This is a genomic window from Arthrobacter sp. AK01, assembly GCF_021109375.1.
Classification (GTDB): domain Bacteria; phylum Actinomycetota; class Actinomycetes; order Actinomycetales; family Micrococcaceae; genus Arthrobacter.
This window is the reverse complement of sequence record NZ_JAJOHP010000088.1, coordinates 1-16,568: the sequence shown is the minus strand read 5'-3', so window position 1 is coordinate 16,568 and position 16,568 is coordinate 1. Positions and strand designations below refer to the sequence as shown.

Annotated in this window: 15 protein-coding genes; 10 read left to right on the top strand and 5 right to left on the bottom strand. The window is 61.5% G+C overall.

Annotation, left to right across the window (positions count from 1 at the left end; translation table 11 throughout):
* Nucleotides 1–128: 128 nt before the first annotated feature.
* The 4 genes from LN996_RS21130 to LN996_RS21115 are packed head-to-tail and all read right to left on the bottom strand — an operon-like array spanning nt 129 to nt 3,613.
* On the bottom strand, nt 129–521 hold the full coding sequence (locus LN996_RS21130; RefSeq protein WP_231342893.1) for a universal stress protein: 393 nt from the start codon (nt 519–521) through the stop codon (nt 129–131).
* A 46-nt stretch (nt 522–567) separates the two neighbouring features.
* Nucleotides 568–2,106, bottom strand: coding sequence for a tripartite tricarboxylate transporter permease (locus LN996_RS21125; RefSeq protein WP_231342892.1), 1,539 nt, complete (start codon nt 2,104–2,106; stop codon nt 568–570).
* On the bottom strand, nt 2,106–2,609 hold the full coding sequence (locus LN996_RS21120; RefSeq protein ID WP_231342888.1) for a tripartite tricarboxylate transporter TctB family protein: 504 nt from the start codon (nt 2,607–2,609) through the stop codon (nt 2,106–2,108). The genes LN996_RS21125 and LN996_RS21120 overlap by 1 nt, the downstream gene beginning before the upstream one ends.
* The gene (locus LN996_RS21115; RefSeq protein ID WP_231342885.1) at nt 2,606–3,613 is read right to left on the bottom strand and encodes a tripartite tricarboxylate transporter substrate binding protein; all 1,008 of its coding nucleotides are present in this window, start codon (nt 3,611–3,613) and stop codon (nt 2,606–2,608) included. The genes LN996_RS21120 and LN996_RS21115 overlap by 4 nt, the downstream gene beginning before the upstream one ends.
* Nucleotides 3,614–3,887: 274 nt before the next feature.
* Here LN996_RS21115 and LN996_RS21110 point away from each other — a divergent pair, with 274 nt between their 5' ends.
* The 4 genes from LN996_RS21110 to LN996_RS21095 all read left to right on the top strand — a co-directional run bounded on the left by LN996_RS21110 (nt 3,888) and on the right by LN996_RS21095 (nt 7,862).
* Nucleotides 3,888–5,486 (top strand): sensor histidine kinase, encoded by a 1,599-nt coding sequence (locus LN996_RS21110; RefSeq protein WP_231342884.1) that lies wholly within the window; start codon nt 3,888–3,890, stop codon nt 5,484–5,486.
* A complete protein-coding gene (locus tag LN996_RS21105; protein WP_231342882.1) occupies nt 5,483–6,151 on the top strand; it encodes a response regulator in 669 nt (222 codons plus the stop codon). Before LN996_RS21110 ends, LN996_RS21105 begins: the two co-directional genes overlap by 4 nt.
* Nucleotides 6,152–6,626: 475 nt before the next feature.
* The gene (locus tag LN996_RS21100; RefSeq protein ID WP_231342880.1) at nt 6,627–7,211 is read left to right on the top strand and encodes a sugar O-acetyltransferase; all 585 of its coding nucleotides are present in this window, start codon (nt 6,627–6,629) and stop codon (nt 7,209–7,211) included.
* Between the two features lie 9 nt (nt 7,212–7,220).
* Nucleotides 7,221–7,862 (top strand): TetR/AcrR family transcriptional regulator, encoded by a 642-nt coding sequence (locus LN996_RS21095; RefSeq protein WP_231342879.1) that lies wholly within the window; start codon nt 7,221–7,223, stop codon nt 7,860–7,862.
* A 49-nt stretch (nt 7,863–7,911) separates the two neighbouring features.
* Here the strand turns inward: LN996_RS21095 and LN996_RS21090 are convergent, their stop codons facing one another.
* On the bottom strand, nt 7,912–8,586 hold the full coding sequence (locus tag LN996_RS21090; RefSeq protein ID WP_231342877.1) for a TetR/AcrR family transcriptional regulator: 675 nt from the start codon (nt 8,584–8,586) through the stop codon (nt 7,912–7,914).
* A 307-nt stretch (nt 8,587–8,893) separates the two neighbouring features.
* Here LN996_RS21090 and LN996_RS21085 point away from each other — a divergent pair, with 307 nt between their 5' ends.
* The 6 genes from LN996_RS21085 to LN996_RS21060 all read left to right on the top strand — a co-directional run bounded on the left by LN996_RS21085 (nt 8,894) and on the right by LN996_RS21060 (nt 16,320).
* Nucleotides 8,894–10,510, top strand: a complete 1,617-nt coding sequence (locus LN996_RS21085; protein WP_231342876.1) for a GMC family oxidoreductase — start codon at nt 8,894–8,896, stop codon at nt 10,508–10,510.
* Nucleotides 10,503–12,296, top strand: a complete 1,794-nt coding sequence (locus tag LN996_RS21080) for a thiamine pyrophosphate-binding protein (protein ID WP_231342875.1) — start codon at nt 10,503–10,505, stop codon at nt 12,294–12,296. The genes LN996_RS21085 and LN996_RS21080 overlap by 8 nt, the downstream gene beginning before the upstream one ends.
* Before the next feature lie 12 nt (nt 12,297–12,308).
* Entirely contained in the window at nt 12,309–13,166 is an 858-nt protein-coding gene (locus LN996_RS21075) for a sugar phosphate isomerase/epimerase (RefSeq protein ID WP_231342870.1), read from the top strand.
* 15 nt (nt 13,167–13,181) lie between these two features.
* Nucleotides 13,182–14,495 (top strand): ABC transporter substrate-binding protein, encoded by a 1,314-nt coding sequence (locus LN996_RS21070; RefSeq protein ID WP_231342868.1) that lies wholly within the window; start codon nt 13,182–13,184, stop codon nt 14,493–14,495.
* A 128-nt stretch (nt 14,496–14,623) separates the two neighbouring features.
* The gene (locus LN996_RS21065) at nt 14,624–15,466 is read left to right on the top strand and encodes a carbohydrate ABC transporter permease (RefSeq protein ID WP_231342866.1); all 843 of its coding nucleotides are present in this window, start codon (nt 14,624–14,626) and stop codon (nt 15,464–15,466) included.
* Entirely contained in the window at nt 15,463–16,320 is an 858-nt protein-coding gene (locus LN996_RS21060; protein ID WP_231342863.1) for a carbohydrate ABC transporter permease, read from the top strand. The genes LN996_RS21065 and LN996_RS21060 overlap by 4 nt, the downstream gene beginning before the upstream one ends.
* Nucleotides 16,321–16,568: the final 248 nt, after the last annotated feature.

Below are 16,568 nucleotides of genomic sequence, written 5' to 3'. Positions count from 1 at the left end.
TTGTTTGTGTGCTGCCCCGCCTTGTTTTTTTTTGTTTCTGCGTTCGGCGGCTGTCTGGGGGGGGGGGGGGGGGGGGGGGGGCGGGGGGGGCCCCCCCCCCCCCCCCCCCCCGGGCGTGCCCTCTGACGTTAGTCCGCTTTGACCGCCAGCACCGGGCAGTCCGCTTCCAACAGGATCCGCTGGGAGACGCTGCCCATGATGAGCTTGCCTACCGGGCTGCGCCGGCGCAGGCCGATGACAATCAGATCGGCATCGTTCTCGTCGGCGGCGTCCAGGACTTCGGCAGCTGCATCATGGCCGCGGACCGGCTGCTTGATGATGTGCTGGATGCCGTGCTCGGCCAGGCGTTCCTCGATGCTCTGGATATCCGGCTGCTGCGCGTAGCGGTTGTCCACCAAGGCATCGCCCTTGGACGAGTTGATGACCAACAGGGTGTCGTTGCTCTTCTTGGCCTCGGCGATGGCCTGCGTCAAAGCCGCTTCGCCTTCTGGTGTGGGGACGTATCCCACCACGATGGTCATGGTTTCTCCTTGTTGTACCGAAACTTGTTGTCGTGAAATGGGTTGGTCAGTCGCTGTAGTCGGCAGCGCCCGAATTGGCCGGGAGCAGAGGGCTCTTCGCAGGAAGGTTGCGCCGGATGAGCTTGTAGACAAACGGCCATACCAGGATGATCGCCACGATGATGTAGACCACGATCGCGATGGGTTCGCTGAAGAGGCCTGCGGGGTCGCCGGCGCTCAGCTGCAACGTCTTACGGAGCTGGCCTTCGATGCGCGGACCAAGGATAACTCCGAGGATCAGCGGCAGGACCGGAAGTCCGAAGCGCCGCATCATGAATCCCAGTGCGCCGAGTACCAGCAGGATCACAAGATCGAAAGCTTGCAGGTTGACCGAGTAGGCGCCCAGCGTGGCGAAGAACAGGATGCCCGCGTAGAGGTACGGGCGGGGGAGCTGCAGCAGCTTGGCCCAGACCGGTGCCAAGGGCAGGTTGATGAGCAGTAGCAGGAAGTTGCCGATGAAGAGGCTGGCGATCAACGCCCAGACCAAGGGGCCCTGGCTCGAGAACAATTGCGGGCCGGGCTGGATGCCGTAGGACGTGAAGGCCGCGAGCATGACGGCGGCTGTTGCGTTGGTGGGCAGGCCGAGGGCGAGCATCGGGGTCAGTGTCCCGGCGGCGGCGGCGTTGTTGGCGGCCTCGGGTCCGGCGACGCCTTCGATGGCGCCCTTGCCGAACTCCTCCGGATGCTTGCTGAGCCGTTTCTCGGTGACATAGGAGAGGAAGGTGGGGATTTCGGCGCCACCGGCGGGCAAAGCGCCGAACGGGAAGCCAAAAGCGGTGCCGCGCAACCAAGGCTTCCAGGAACGGGACCAGTCCTTTTTGCCCATCCACGGGCGGCCTACCGGAATGACGTGGAGGGGAGTGCGGCGGAGGTGGGCGGCAACCCAGAGGGCTTCACCCACGGCGAAGATCGCGACCGCGACCACTACGATGTCCAGGCCGTCCACCAGCAAGGGCTGGCCGAAGGTCAGGCGGCGTTGGCCGGTCACGGAGTCGATGCCCACCAGTCCGATGGCCAGGCCGAGGGCAAGCGAAGCGAAACCGCGGAGCCTTGATGAACCCAGGACGGCAGTCACTGCCAGCAGGGCGAGGACCATGATGGCGAAGTAGCTCGGAGCGCCCAAGCTCACGGCAAACTGCACCACGATGGGTGCGAACACTGCCAGCAGGGCCGTGCCGATGGTACCGGCGATGAACGAGCCGATGGCGGCGGTAGCGAGGGCCTGCGCGGCCCTGCCCGCTTTGGCCATCTTGTTGCCTTCGATGGCCGTCACCACTGACGACGATTCACCCGGTGTGTTCAGCAGGATGGAGGTGGTGGAACCGCCGAACATGCCGCCGTAGTAGATGCCGGCGAACATGATGAAGGCGCTGGTGGGTTCCAGCGCAGCAGTGACGGGCAGCAGCAGCGCGACGGTCATGGCCGGGCCCAGCCCGGGAAGAACGCCGACGGCGGTCCCCAGCAGCACGCCGATCACGGCGAACAAGAGGTTCATGGGGGTCAGGGCGGTGGCGAAACCGTCCATCAGGGAGGACCAGACGTCCATTAGAGGATTCCTTCCAGGAGTCCGGCCGGCAGTGCGATGCCCAGGCCGAGGTAGAAGCCGTAGAAGGTCAGCAGGGAGAGGGCGATGGAGATCAGGCCATCACGAATGTAGCGGCGGCTGCCCAAGGCAAGGACGCTGCCCCAGAACAGGACGGTCCCGGAAATGACCCAGCCGGCCCAGTCGATGAGCAGGATGTTGAGGATGAAGGCTCCGGCCAAGGGGAGGACGGTCTTCCAGTCCGCAGGGTGGGCCAGGTCGACGTCCTCGCCGCCTTCGGCCTCACCTTTGCCGCCACGCAGGACATTGATGGCAAGGAGGATGGCGCAGATGATCAGCAGCCCGGAAACAATGAATGGAACAGTCTTCGGACCCACAGGGTCGGACTGTGAATATGGGGTCACCAGGCCGTTCGCGTCCAGGAAGACCAGGACGCCGACCACGCCGAGCAGGAGGGCTACCCCCAGCTCGGCGCGGCCTTTCAGGCCTGTGGCTATGGAGCTCACGCCAACCCGAGCTTGGTGAGGACATCCGCCACGCGCTTGTCCTGGTCGGTCAGGAAGGTCTGGAATTCGTCGCCGGTAACGAACGCGTCAGACCAGCTATGGGTCTTCAGCGCTTCCTTCCAACCGGCAGATGCGTGCATCTTCTCCAGCGCTGCGATCAAGGACTTCTTGTCGTCCTCGCTGATGCCCGGAGGGGCCACGATACCGCGCCAGTTGGTGAAGACCAGGTCAATGTTGGATTCCTTCAACGTGGGGGCATCCACGCCTTCCAGACGGTTCTCGCCGCTGGTAGCCAGCACGCGGATTTCGCCGGACTTGATCTGCTGCAGGTACTCGCCTGCGCCGGAAGCGGCGAAGCCAAGCTTGTTGCCGAGGATGGCAGGCAGAAGGTCGCCGCCGCCGTCGTAGGAGACAAAGTTGACCTTGGTGGCGTCGATGCCAACAGCGCCTGCCAACTGCATCGGCAGGAGGTGGTCCGGGCCGCCGGGCGAGGAGCCGCCGCCGACGGCGATGGAACCCGGGTTGGCCTTCCAGGCTTTCACCAGGTCATCGATCGTCTTGTACGGGGAGTCCTTGCCGACCATGATGGCCCCGGGTTCCTCAATGAGCTTTGCCAACGGGGTGGTCTCGGTCAGCTTCGACTCCGACTTGTTGGTGTAGCTGGCTCCCACGACGCCGAGGCCCATGAGCATGGTGAGGTCGCCGTTGCCCTTCTCGTTGACAATGCGGGCCAGGCCCACGGTGCCACCGGCGCCCGCCAGGTTGAATACCTCGGTATTGGTGGAGATCTTCTCGTCATCAAGGACCTTCGCGGCTGCCCTTGCTGTGGTGTCGTAGCCACCGCCCGGAGTGTTCGGAACCATGATCTGGAAACCGGTCAGCGGTCCTGCAGCGCCGGTACTCTCAGAACCGGTGGAGTTCTTGCCTGTGGCACCGCAACCGGTGGCCATCAGGGCGATGCCGGCGGCGACGGCGGCGACTCGCAATGCGCGGATCTGGCGCATGGTGTTCCTCTTCTCATCATCGAAAATTCGGTGCAGGGCGATCAGCGTTGTGCCCCGTTCACTTGATGCTAGGTGCGCACGTGACGGCGGTCACTCTTGTGTTCGCAGTGATCTTTAAGTTCATTGCGTTCACGGGTTCTGGCCGTCTGAGCTGGTCTTCCGTGCCGCTGGGGTATAGTTCCGGTACGCCACGCAGCGGGCCCTGCCAGCCCACCCGCATCCGGCTCCACTTAAAGGAATCCACGCAGTGACTCGACGGTCTCGAAGAAGAGGGATGTCCCTGGCCGGGCAATACCTTGTGCTGCAGCTGCTCATTGTCCTGGCCGTTCTCGTGGCTGTAGTCGCCATCTCCCTTGCCCAATCAGCCGCAGTATTCGAGCGGACCGAGGGGCGTCGTGCGCTGTCCGCCGCGGAAGCCTTGGGCAACAACCCCACGGTGCGCGCTTTGCTGCCCACCGCGGAACCCCGCGCCGGTTCAGCCCTTCCCGCCGTGGCCGAATCAGTCCGCACCGTGTCCGGATCATCCCATGTGGCGCTCGCCAAACTCGACGGTACGGTGGTGGCGTCGTCCGATCCCAGCCTGGTGGGTCAGCCGCTGCCCCTCGGTGAGAGCCGCGTGATGGAAGGCAGGGCGTGGACCGGGGTTTTGCCAGGCAGCGGAGGCGCCGTGCTCTCTGCCCACGTCCCTGTCCTGGACGACTCCGGAGTCATGATCGGCGTAGCCTCGATCAGCCGCAACTATCCCTCCACCATCGAGCGCCTCGGTGATGCCGTGCCCAACCTGCTGACGTACCTGGGTGTCGCCAGCGTGCTGGGTGTCGCCGGCTCATTCCTCCTGTCCCGACGCGTCAAACGGCAAACGCTGGGCATGGAACCACGGGAAATCACGGGTCTGGTGGAAAACCGGGAGGCGATGCTGCAGGGCTTGAAGGAAGGCGTGGTGGCCCTGGATCCCCATGAGCGGATCACAGTGGCCAACCAGAGCGCCCGCCAACTCCTGGGACTGCCCCCGGATTGCGTGGGAAAGAAGCTGCGATCCCTGTCCGTGGACCCGGCATTGAAAGTGGTGCTGACCCGGGAACAGTCCGACCCCGACCAGCTGGTGCTAGTGGGGGAGCGGTTGGTGGTCATGAACCGTGTGGCCCTCCGCTCCCACGGCCGCGACATCGGATCAGTGACAACCTTGAGGGACCGGACCGAGTTGTCGTCCTTGGAGAGCGAACTCGGAGCCACCCGCACCGTCACCGACACCCTGCGGGCCCAGGCCCACGAATTCGCGAACCAACTGCACGTCATTTCCGGCCTCATCCAGATCGGCGAATACGATTCCGTGGTTCAGTTCGTCAATGGCGCCACCGTGGACCGCACCCGGCTTAATGACGACGTCACCAGCCGCATCGAGGATCCCGCGCTCGCCGCCCTCTTGATCGCCAAAGCCAGCCTCGCCACCGAACGTGGCGTGGAGCTGCAGCTTGATCCGCAGTCCGCGCTGCCGCGCGTCAACGAAGAACTGTCGCGAGACCTCACCACCGTGGTGGGAAACCTGGTGGATAACGCGTTCGACGCCGTCACTGGCCTCGCCGGGGCCTCGGTCCGCGTGCTCGTTGTTGTTTCACGGGACGAGGTCACAGTCACCGTCCGGGACAACGGTCCCGGTGTGCCCACGGGCTCCGCAGAGGACATTTTCCGGCAGGGTTTCTCCACGAAGGACCCCGGGCCGGGCGATGCGCGGGGATTCGGATTGGCGTTGTCCCGGGTGATCTGCTGGCGGTCCGGAGGCGACCTTTCGGTGTCCAACGACAACGGGGCAGTGTTCACCGCGCGGTTCAGCAAGCGGGATTCAGACTCAGGCAAAGGGGCAAAGCGGCCGTGATCAAGGTACTGATTGTTGACGACGACTTCATGGTGGCCAAGGTCCACGCAGGGTTCATCCAGAGGACCACGGGGTTCGAGGTGGTAGGCGTGGCGCACACGGGTGCCCAGGCCGTGGTTGAGACTGAGCGGCTGCAACCGGACCTCGTGTTGCTGGACATCCACCTCCCGGACATCAACGGGCTGGACCTCATGCACCAACTCCGCGACGTTGCACCGGACCTGGACGTGCTGGTGATCAGCGCAGCCCGTGAAGTTGAAACCGTGCGGAAAGCCCTGCGCGGTGGGATCGTCCACTACCTGATCAAGCCGTTCTCCCAGTCGGACCTTCAGGAGCGGTTGGAGCACTATCTCAGCGCCTACCAGGGCTTGGACGCGTCCAAGGTAGAGGCCGAGCAGTCCGATGTGAACCGTGTGTTCGGGCTCGGCGTTTCCGAACGGACCCTGCCCAAGGGCTGCAGCGTGGAAACCCTCGAACTGGTGGAGGCCGCACTCAGGTCCGCTGCGGGCGACGTGTCCGCAGCGGAGGTTGCCGAGCAACTCGGGACCTCGCGCGTCAGTGCCCGCCGCTACCTGGAGTACCTCCACGACGAGGGGGCGCTGGAGGTCAGACTCAAGTACGGCGTCGGACGTCCTGAAAGACGCTACGTGTTGAAGGGGCGGTAAGCATGCTGGACGCCGGGTAGCCCAAGGGCAGATCCAGCTGCGATGTGTACGAACGTACGCCGGGTGATTTAGAATAGTGGAGCGCGGGCCAGGGACCGGCCTCAGTTGCTTGGATCTCATCTACGGGCAGTGGTAACTGCAAGCCTCGGGGCAGCCCCCAACCCTTGAAGTCCGCGCACCACAAGCCCATGGTCGTCGCCCCGTGACGCATAGTCGGAGAATTCAATGATTAATACGCACCCAGTAGCCCTCTTTCTTACCCAGCTGGATCAGAGGGCACAAAGTGCCCTTCCGCATGCCCCGACGGTGGTTGAGGCAGCGAAGGCGAGACGGACGCGACTGGTCGGGTTCCGTCGCCGCGTAGCCACTGTCCTGCACAGAACTGCGTGGACAATCGAGCCCACGAAGACGTTCACGTCGTAGGCCGCAGCAAAGGCGCGAGTGGTGTTAGCCCGTGTTTAGTACAGTTGTACATATGGCCTCTGACTACTTCCTTGGCGACCCTCGCACTAACTACGAGCGGATGATTTCAGGCGACTTCTACATCTCCGACGACCAGGACATCACGGCCAAACAGCAGCGGGCAATCCGGCTTGCGGGGGAATTTCACGCGGCATTCCTGGACGACGTCGAAGCCGCTCAGGCTGTCGCCCGTGAATTGCTGGGTGCCATGGGTGCGGACTCCCACATTCGCGCACCTATTTATGTTGATTATGGGTTCAACGTGACCGTGGGATCCGGAACGTTCATCAACTACAACCTGACCGCTTTGGATGTAGCCCCGATCCGGATCGGCAGCGACTGCCAGATCGGTCCTAACGTTCAGCTTTTGACGCCAACCCATCCTCTGGAGGCCAAGCCTCGGCGGGACAAGTTGGAGGCAGCGAAGCCAATCGTCATTGGTGACAATGTTTGGCTGGGTGGGGGAGTCATTGTGCTGGCGGGCGTGACCATAGGCGAGAACAGTGTTGTGGGTGCCGGTTCAGTTGTTACCAAGGATTTGCCTGCGGACGTCTTGGCTGTGGGAAGCCCCGCAAAGGTGATCAAATCAATCGGTTAGGTGGGGCATATGACAACCCGGAGAACTGACCCGGACAGGCGCGACCGGATCATCGAAGCCGCCTTGGATCTGATCGCGGCAGAAGGCGTCGCCGGAACGTCGCATCGAAAAGTCGCGGCCTTGGCAGACGTTCCCTTGGGCTCAATGACGTACCACTTCGATGGCATGGACCAGCTGCTCCACGAGGCGTTCACGCTTTTCGCCACCCGAATCAGCGACCGCTTCGAGCGACGCATGAACGAGGCGGAATCAGTCGAGGACGTGAAAGCGGCCGTTGTTGAGATGATCCTTGAGGATACCTACGGCGATCGGAACGCCCTGGTGCTGACGCTGGAGCTCTACACCCTGGCGGCCCGGCAACCGGCATTCCGGCACCTCACGCACGATTGGATGATGCGCAGCCGTACCGCGTTTGAGCGTCACTTCGAACCTGACGTTGCCCGGCAACTGGACGCTCTCGTTGAGGGGTTGTCGATACATAGGGCTTTTGAGCCACAGGACTACGATCGCGGGCTGGTCACCGAGGCGGTCGAGAAGCTGCTGGCCTCCGTGGCAACCCGGCCGGCTCCGACCACAAGCACAGGCCTGTTCTTCTCCGACAGCGCTCCGGCAACCGATCTTGCCGGGACCCGGCCGGCGAAGAGGCTTTAGCGACGTTGGGCTGTCAGGCTGGACCCTTGGCCCGAATCAGCGTCTCCGATCATGGGTAGGGTGCCGGCGAGTTTCCGGGCGTAAGCACCCTGCGCAGGGCGTCTTTGGCGAGTGCTGTTGGAGCGTCCGTGAACGAGAAGAACCGACGCACGGTCAGGCCCTCCACAAGGATCTCCAGGATCTCCGCGGTGACAGGGTCGAAGTGGCGCTGGAGGATCCGTGTGGTGCCATTGATCCATGCCCGGGCAAGCCTTCTGCATTCAGGGTCCCTCAGTGCAAGGGCCTGGAGTTCCCGACTCAGGCACAGGCTCCTCGCCGGTCTTGAAGCCTCTTCGTCGATGAGGATCAAGAGTTCTCGTGAAGCGCCGGCAGCATCGGTGACTCCTTCAAACCGACCCTCAAGCCGGTCCAGTTCATGGGCTATGAGCCGCTCGAACGCCGTCGCCAGAAGGTCCTGCAGCCCCGTGAAGTGATACGTCAGCGAGCCCAGCGGAACGTCGGCTTTGACGGCAATCCGCCGGAGGCTTGATTCTGCGACTCCATATTCGGCCACAACTTCCAAGGCCGCCTCCGCAATCCGGTCCCTGCGGTTCGGGTCGAAGCGCCGGCGTCTCCGAGCGGGGAGTGGCTGCGTGGCCGAGCTCCCGGAATTGTCCCGGGTGCGGAGACGGTCTCCTGCGTCCTGGCCGGATCCCGATCCCACGGTTGGCTGCGGATCATCCATGGCAATCTCTCAATCTGCCGAGTACTTCCTTGTATATGTACGTACGTACACTAGACATTAATTAGGTACGATCGTACACTAAAGTCTTGGAACTTGTGATGGGCATCACTCCATAACCGGAAAATCTGACGTGCTGCCCCAATAGGCAAAGCGTTACCCATGGATAATGCTTGAGTAAATGAATATAACGTGTACTCTTGCTTATAGGTGATGCGCCTCACTGGCCCAATCACAGCACTCCGTAGTCCATGGAGCAGCCCAAAGCTCAAGCAAACCAGCGATGGCTACAATCGAGAGGTTTTGAAGAATGACTGTTCAGCCTTCCTTGCAGACCGAAGGTCCAGCACATACGAACTATGACGTCGTAATCATCGGCAGCGGCATGGGTGGCGGCACTCTCGCATATGCCCTGAAAGACAGCGGGGCAAGCGTTCTCCTTGTAGAGCGTGGAGGATTCGTTCCCCAGGAGCCGGAGAACTGGGACCCGGATGCGGTCTTCGAACAGGGGCGCTACAAGAATGCCGAAAAGTGGTACTCCGAGACCGGTGAGGCTTTCAACCCCGGGACGTATTACTACGTTGGCGGCAACACTAAGTTCTACGGCTCCTCGCTGGTGCGTTTCCGGCGCGAAGATTTTTCCGCCTCCGAGCATGAGGAGGGAACTTCGCCTCGGTGGCCATTCGACTATGACGCTTTGGCGCCGTACTACTCACGTGCAGAACACGTCTACAAAGTGCATGGCGATCACGACGATGACCCAACCTTGCCCAGGTCCGAACCATTCCCCTATCCCGCGATCGGGCACGAGCCGGAAATTCAAGCGGTCGCGGATGGTTTGCGCCGGCAGGGACTTACTCCGTCGAATATTCCCTTGGGGATCGACTGGCGCCAGGGCGGGGCGTGCCTCCGTTGCCGGACCTGCGATGGTTTTCCATGCAGGGTCCTGGCAAAAATGGACGCCGATGTCGCCTGCGTTCGGCCCGCCCTTGAATCCGGAAACGTCGAAATCCTGACCGGTGCCTACGCCGAGAAGGTGCTGACGGATGCTGCGGGGCAGACGGCTACCGGCGTCGAGCTCGTTGTAGGAGGCCGGAGCATCGTGGTCGAGGCCGGCAAGGTCGTCGTTTCATGTGGTGCGGTCAACTCCGCAGCTCTTTTGCTGAGATCGGCGGATGATCAGCATCCCAACGGGCTCGCCAATTCTTCGGGCATGCTCGGCCGGAACTATATGGTGCACAACAACAGCATCATGGTTGCCTTCCATCCCAAGCGAAACAAAGTCGACTTCCAGAAGACGCTCTATTTCAACGACTACCTCCTCAAGGGCACCAAGGACTTTCCCTATCCACTCGGCCACGTTCAGCTGATCGGGAAGCTTCAAGGCGCCATGCTGGTTGGACAAAAGCCTTTCATTCCCAAATGGGCGTTGGATATCGCCGCCGGGCACAGCCTGGACTGGTGGCTGTTCACCGAGGATCTTCCGGACCCCGAAAACCGCGTGACCCTGAGGGACGACAAGGCAATTCAAATCAACTGGAAACCCAACAATGTCCGGGCCCACCAGCTCCTTGTCAAAAAGGTCAAGCGAATCCTGCAGAAGATGGGCTATCCCATGATCTTCAGTGAGACCACAGGAATTGCCGTGAATTCCCATCAGGCAGGGACCATCAGGGCAGGGGAGGACCCCCGCACATCCGTGCTCGATCCCACCTGCCGCACCCACGATGTCGACAACCTTTTCGTCGTCGACTCGTCCTTCTTCCCATCGCTACCCGTGATGAACCCGGCCCTGACGATCGCCGCGAACGCGTTCCGCGTAGCGGACCACATTGTGCCTGGTGCCAGCCAGCATTGGGCAGCAACACGTCAGAACCAATTTCTACCGATAACACCCGTACTTACAGGAAGTAACCACAATGACTGAGAAGCAGCTGACCGGCGGACAAATGATTGTCGACTGCCTCATCCGCGAAGGCGTTGATCGAGTCTTTGCCGTGCCCGGCCATGGCAACACCGCGCTCTTGGACGCCTTCGTGGATCGCTCGGATGAAATCCAAGTGATACCAGCCATGCACGAGCAAGGTGCTGCACACATGGCGGACGGGTATTACCGCGCCTCCGGCAGGATTGCCGCGGTGTGCACCTCCATCGGCCCTGGGGCCACCAATACGCTGACCGGCCTGGTAACAGCCTTCGCCGACTCCCAGCCATTCATTCTCATCACCGGCGCCGTCCACACGTATATGGAAAACCGCGGCGTCCTTCAGGAAATCGACCGCCCCCACGGTAACAACTTCCCCCGGATGGCGGAACCGGTTGTCAAGCGCTGGTGGCAGCCCAACCGCCTCGAACAGATTCCCACTGTCATGGCCCAAGCGTTCAACACCATGAACGAAGGCCGTAAAGGACCCGTTCTCGTAGACGTGCCCCAGGACCTGCAGGCCGAATACGGGAACTACGGACACATTCCAGGAGACCGGCGTGCACACACACGGCCCACTGGCGATGCACGGACCATCGCTGAAGCAGCGGCCCTGCTGGCTTCGTCCAAGCGTCCCGTAATTCTCGCTGGCGGCGGCGTCATCGCAGCTGAAGCCAGCGAGGAACTTCGCTCGATCGCCGAGCGGCTTGGTGCCCCCGTTACACACTCCTTCATGGGCAAGGGCGCCTTCCCCGCAGACCACGACCTGTACGCCTGGCCCTGTGGTGACATGGGCTCCATCCCGGGAAATCGCATGACGACCCAAGCCGACGTCATTCTCGCCGTCGGCTGCCGTTTCAGCGACCGCATCACTTCCTCCTACAAAGAGGGCACAACCTTCAACATCCCCTCCAGAACCAAGCTTGTCCAGATCGACATCGATGGTTTCGAGATTGGACGCAATTACCCCGTCGAGGTGGGGATCGTCGGTGACGCGAAGACTTCCTTGGCGTTGCTGCGGGAGTTGCTCGGCGACGGCCCCGACTACCACGGCACGGAATACTTCGAAGAACTCCAGGACTACAAGCAGCGCTGGGAGGACCACCTTGCCCCAATGCGCGAGACAGACTACCTACCGATGACCAATTCGCGGGCCATGGTGGAGATCCGCAAAGCTCTTCCCCGGGAGGGCATCCTGGTTACCGACTCCAGCAACCCCGCCAACCAGGCATTCAATGAGTTCCCTATCTACGGGCCGAAGACCAACATCGTCGCCGGAGGCATGTCCGGGATCGGTTTCGGTCTTCCTGCGGCCATTGGCGCCCAAATCGCAGTCCCTGAGACTCCTGTCCTCGCCATGGTCGGCGACGGCAGCTTCCTGCAGACCGGAACCGAGCTTTCAACCGCAGTCATGCTGGGCACACCCCTGGTGGTCGTTGTTTTGAACAACGGAGGCTGGGAGGCAATCAAGGACCTCCAAATCAGCCTGTTCGGGGCCGATCGGCGGCTCATCACCAACTGGTGTACTCCAGACGGAAAACCCTACTTCGCAAACATTTCCGAGTTCGCGCGTTCCCTGGGATGTACCGCTGAACGAGTCGAGGATCCGGCACGGCTTGCAGAGGCAATCGAGCGCGGTTTCGCTACGGACGGCCCTGTCGTCATCGAAGCCATGAGCGCGCACGAGCTTCCTTGGAGCGAGATGCACCCCACCGGGTGGTGGGACATCGCCGTCCCCGCATATCACGGCGAAACCCGCGACGAATACGTCGCGCAGCGCGGATTCTGACGAGGTAAAGCCATGGGTGAGATCAAGCTGGGCCTCAATCTCGAGTTTGCACGCTACGAAAACGGTTCGTTTGACTGGGCTATGGACCGCGCGGCGGAAATCGGCTTCCGATACGTGGAGCCCATGGTCCACTGGGGCCGTGAACTCTTGAGCGAGGCTGGCTACTTTCACAGCAGGTCCATGCTGGATGACCCGCTGAAGCTAAAGCATGCGGCGGAAAGCCGTGGACTGCAGATCTCGTCGATCTCCAGTCATGCTCCACTGGCCAAACCGGACATCGCTGTGGATTACCTCAAACAGGCCGTCCGCTATGCAGCTGAGTGCGGCGCTCCCATGATTATGGTCGACGACGGTCCCGTGCCTGTCTGGACTACGGAGGAAGAAAACTTCACCTTGATGAAGTACACCCTTCAAGAGGCGGCCATGGTTGCAGAGCCTCGCGGCATCGCCATCGCTATCGAAACCCACGGCCCCTATACGGCAACCCCCGAAGGGCCGGACCGGCTGATGAAGCTCGTGGACACACCCGTCCTCACCATCAACCTGGACACCGGAAACAGTTACCTGAGTGAGAACGATCCTCACGCTTGGCTGGAAGACATCATCTCCAACGTTACCCACCTTCACGCGAAAGATATCTCCGTAGAGGACGCCAGGAAGTACCGCGGGAAAGTCCGCGGAATGCTTGGGTGTGCCTGCGGCGAGGGCGTCATTGACTGGGAACGCATCGTTCGCACCCTGGCATCCGCTAACCACGACACCGTTCTCTCCGTTGAATGTGGGTCGTTGGATGCCGCAACCAAGAGTTTCCACTACCTGAGCGACGTGATTCGACGCGTCGGTCAACACTCCCCCCAACCCATCAGTTAATCCGGAGGAATAGTCATGAACAACAACTCATCGCTGGTCAGTAACCTGTCCCGGCGCGGCTTTATCTCCCTGGCAGGAGCGGCTGCGTTGACGGCCTCGATGTCCGCATGTGCAGCAGGAGGTGGAAGCGGCAACGCCGCCGGTTCCACCACCCTGAAATTTTGGGACATGCCTTGGGGCCCTACCGGCTACGCAGAAGAAGCCGAGAAGCTCGCCAAGTCATTCCAAGGTGCCGGCAACATCAAGGACATCGGATACCAGCAAGTTCTGTGGAACGGCTTCAACGAGACCTACTCGTCGGCCATCGCTTCAAAGACCGGCCCTGCAGTCTCGACCGGCGGCGGCTTCCAGTCGTTCCAATATGCTGCCCAAGGCGCCGTGGAGTACGCGGACAAGCTCATCGAATCGTTCAAATCGGACGGGCTCTACGACGATTTCCTTCCACACGTCCTGGACGCCATGAAGACACCGGAGGGCTACGTCGCCGTTCCATGGGCCGTGGACATCCAGACGCTCTGGTACCGCAAGTCAGTCCTGGACGCCGCAGGCGTGGCGGCGCCGACCACCTGGGATGAGTTCCTGGAAGCAGGCAAGAAGATCGCTGCGAAGGGCTACTACGCCTGGGGCATCAGTGGCGGTAGCGGCAACTTCGGCCCCATGGCAATCCTGAGCCTGATGATCAACAATGGCGGCGGCCTCTTCAACGAAGGCGGCGAACTCGACATCGTCACCGAACGGAACACCGAAACGGCCGAATTCGTCATCGAAGCAGTAAAGGCTGGATTGACCGATCCGGGCGCAGTGAGCCTCAAGGACGACGACCTGGTTACCCAGTGGACCAACAAGAAGGTCGGCATGGGTTTCTACTACCTCGGCCTGGACGATCAGCTTGCTGACAAGGACATCGTGGTCATGGACCCGCTCAAGGGACCCCACGGCGACACCGGCACCATCCAGTACGTCAACAACATCATGATGTACAAAAACACTCCGTCCCTGGAAGCATCCGAAGCTTTTGTCACCCACTACCTGAAGAACATGAAGGTGCTGTGGGAGAAGAAGCTGGTAACCCAGCTTCCCGCGCTGAAGTCCATCGCGGAGGCATCGTTCTTCACAGCAAGCCAGTCCAACGTCGACATCGTCAACAAGTGGCAGCCAGTAGCCAAGACCCTTGCTTCACAGGGTTCACAGTCCTCCGCCAAGCTTGCAGCGATCGACGGTGGACAAGCTATGGCGGACTTCTGCCAGACGCTGCTCGGAGGCAAGACCGACGCCAAGACAGCTCTCACTAAACTCCATGGCGATATCAAGTCTGTTACCTCGTCATGACTCAGCAATCTTCACTTGTTCGTCCTCCCGCCGGGCAGCATGGTGCCGCCCGGCAGGGGGAAGTAGCCCCCACCAAAAGGCGGAACCAACGGCGCCGTCAGCAGGTGCCCGGACAATCGCGTTCGACAATGGCATTGCTGATCGCGCCATCGGTCCTGATCCTGTTGCTGACCAATGCGTACCCCATTGCTTACGCTGCATTCCAGGCCGTTCACAACGGCTCCCTGATCAACTCCGGCGAGTTCGTGGGTCTGGATAACTTCGCCCGTGTCCTGGGTGGGGAAGCGTTCTGGAAGGCTGCGGGGTTCACTCTTGTCTTCACCTTCACAGGTGTCTTCGGAAGCTGGATTTCAGGACTGGGCCTTGCCCTTCTGCTTCAGAAGCGCATCCCGGCCCGGGGTTTTCTGAAAACCATCCTGCTGCTGCCTTGGGTGGTTCCGGTTGTCGTTTCGTCCACTTCCTGGAACTGGCTGCTGGCGACTGATTCCAGCCCCATCCCCTCGCTGTTCCGGACGTTAGGACTGGGCGAAGTGCGGTTCTTGTCAGATCCGTTCCTTGCACAGGTCACGGTGTGCCTGTTCATCGTCTGGCTGAATTTCCCGTTCATGATGCTCATGATGAGTGCTGCGCTTACGTCAGTGGACGAGAGCATCTATGAAGCCGCAAAGATCGACGGCGCCACACCGCGCCAGCAGTTCATCCACATGACACTGCCCATCATCGCCAAGCCCACCTATATTTCCTGGGTGCTCATGACGATCTTCTGCGTCAACGAATTCCCAGCCATCTACCTCCTGACGCACGGTGGCCCGGTGGGCTCAACAAGCACCCTCGTGGTCCTGGCCTACCGGACGGTTTTCCAGAACTTCCAAACCGGACCCGGGGTGGCCATCGCATTCATGATGACTGTTGCGCTGGCGACGGTCGCAACGATCCTGTTCCGGCAGATCCGAAAGTCGAGAGTCGAATGACAACCACCAGCCTCACCCGAAGCCCAGGCACCCAGGTGCGCAGGAATATGGACCCGGCGGACCGCGGCAAATGGAAGCGGTTCTGGATCCTGATCGTCGTCGCAAGCGTTGCCTTGGTCCCTATCGCAGGAACATTCATCCTGTCCCTGAGGTCAAACAACGGCACCGGCGGTGTGACACTGGATAACTTCATCCATGTCCTCGCCGACACCGAAGTAGTGGCATGGCTACTCAACAGCCTTCAGGTAACACTGGCAACTGTTGTTGTGTCCGTCCTTGTAGCCGCACCCGCCGGTTATGTGCTTTCCCGTGGCCGAAGCCGGCTCGTGGAAGGTTACTCGCTCCTGCTCTTCGTGATCCAGTCACTTCCCGTCATTACGTCGGTCATTCCATTGTTCATTTTGTTCTCCGGTATGGGCCTGGCCGATAACCTGATCGGGATCACCATCCTCTACGTCGCCAGTTCAATGTCCGTATCAACCTGGATGATGGCTTCGTACATGGACGGCATTCCAGACAGCCTGGAAGAGGCGGCCTGGATTGACGGGGCTTCTGTATTCGGTAGCTTCTGGCACATCGTCATGAAGAATTCGTTGCCGGGAATCCTCTCGACAGCCATCTTCACGTTCCTGATGGCCTGGAACGACTACCTGGTGGCCAGTATCTTCCTGCGGTCCTCAGGGACGTTTACGCTGCCCATCGGTGTTCAAACGTTCTTCCAGCAGCATTCAACAGACTGGGGTTCGGTTATGGCCGTCGCCGTCATCATGATGCTGCCTCCGGCGATCGTCTTTGCGGCCCTGAACAAATACTTCAGTGTCGGCGGGGTCGCGGGTTCCTTGGCAGGACGCTAAAAACGGCCACCACGTTGATGGAAGCGTAAGATCCGCCCGTTGGCTGCGCCCGCTCCCCATATTGGGGCGGTAGTGCCCGGGGATCCGCAATAAGCCGCTGCGCGGCCCTCCCCTCGGCGGAGACGACGAGGGGGGGGGGGGGGGGGGGGGGGCGCCCCGCCGGGGGGTGGGCGGCGGCGGCCCCCGCCCCCCCGGCGCCCGCCCGCGCCAGCGGGCCCCCCGCCCCCCGGGGGCCCCACCGCCGAGAA

What these genes read in the sequence shown, in the direction of transcription:
- LN996_RS21130 (WP_231342893.1), bottom strand. Translation starts at nt 521, where the DNA reads ATGACCATCGTGGTGGGATACGTCCCCACACCAGAAGGCGAAGCGGCT.
- LN996_RS21125 (WP_231342892.1), bottom strand. Translation starts at nt 2,106, where the DNA reads ATGGACGTCTGGTCCTCCCTGATGGACGGTTTCGCCACCGCCCTGACC.
- LN996_RS21115 (WP_231342885.1), bottom strand. Translation starts at nt 3,613, where the DNA reads ATGCGCCAGATCCGCGCATTGCGAGTCGCCGCCGTCGCCGCCGGCATC.
- LN996_RS21110 (WP_231342884.1), top strand. Translation starts at nt 3,888, where the DNA reads ATGTCCCTGGCCGGGCAATACCTTGTGCTGCAGCTGCTCATTGTCCTG.
- LN996_RS21100 (WP_231342880.1), top strand. Translation starts at nt 6,627, where the DNA reads ATGGCCTCTGACTACTTCCTTGGCGACCCTCGCACTAACTACGAGCGG.
- LN996_RS21095 (WP_231342879.1), top strand. Translation starts at nt 7,221, where the DNA reads ATGACAACCCGGAGAACTGACCCGGACAGGCGCGACCGGATCATCGAA.
- LN996_RS21090 (WP_231342877.1), bottom strand. Translation starts at nt 8,586, where the DNA reads ATGGATGATCCGCAGCCAACCGTGGGATCGGGATCCGGCCAGGACGCA.
- LN996_RS21085 (WP_231342876.1), top strand. Translation starts at nt 8,894, where the DNA reads ATGACTGTTCAGCCTTCCTTGCAGACCGAAGGTCCAGCACATACGAAC.
- LN996_RS21080 (WP_231342875.1), top strand. Translation starts at nt 10,503, where the DNA reads ATGACTGAGAAGCAGCTGACCGGCGGACAAATGATTGTCGACTGCCTC.
- LN996_RS21075 (WP_231342870.1), top strand. Translation starts at nt 12,309, where the DNA reads ATGGGTGAGATCAAGCTGGGCCTCAATCTCGAGTTTGCACGCTACGAA.
- LN996_RS21070 (WP_231342868.1), top strand. Translation starts at nt 13,182, where the DNA reads ATGAACAACAACTCATCGCTGGTCAGTAACCTGTCCCGGCGCGGCTTT.
- LN996_RS21065 (WP_231342866.1), top strand. Translation starts at nt 14,624, where the DNA reads ATGGCATTGCTGATCGCGCCATCGGTCCTGATCCTGTTGCTGACCAAT.
- LN996_RS21060 (WP_231342863.1), top strand. Translation starts at nt 15,463, where the DNA reads ATGACAACCACCAGCCTCACCCGAAGCCCAGGCACCCAGGTGCGCAGG.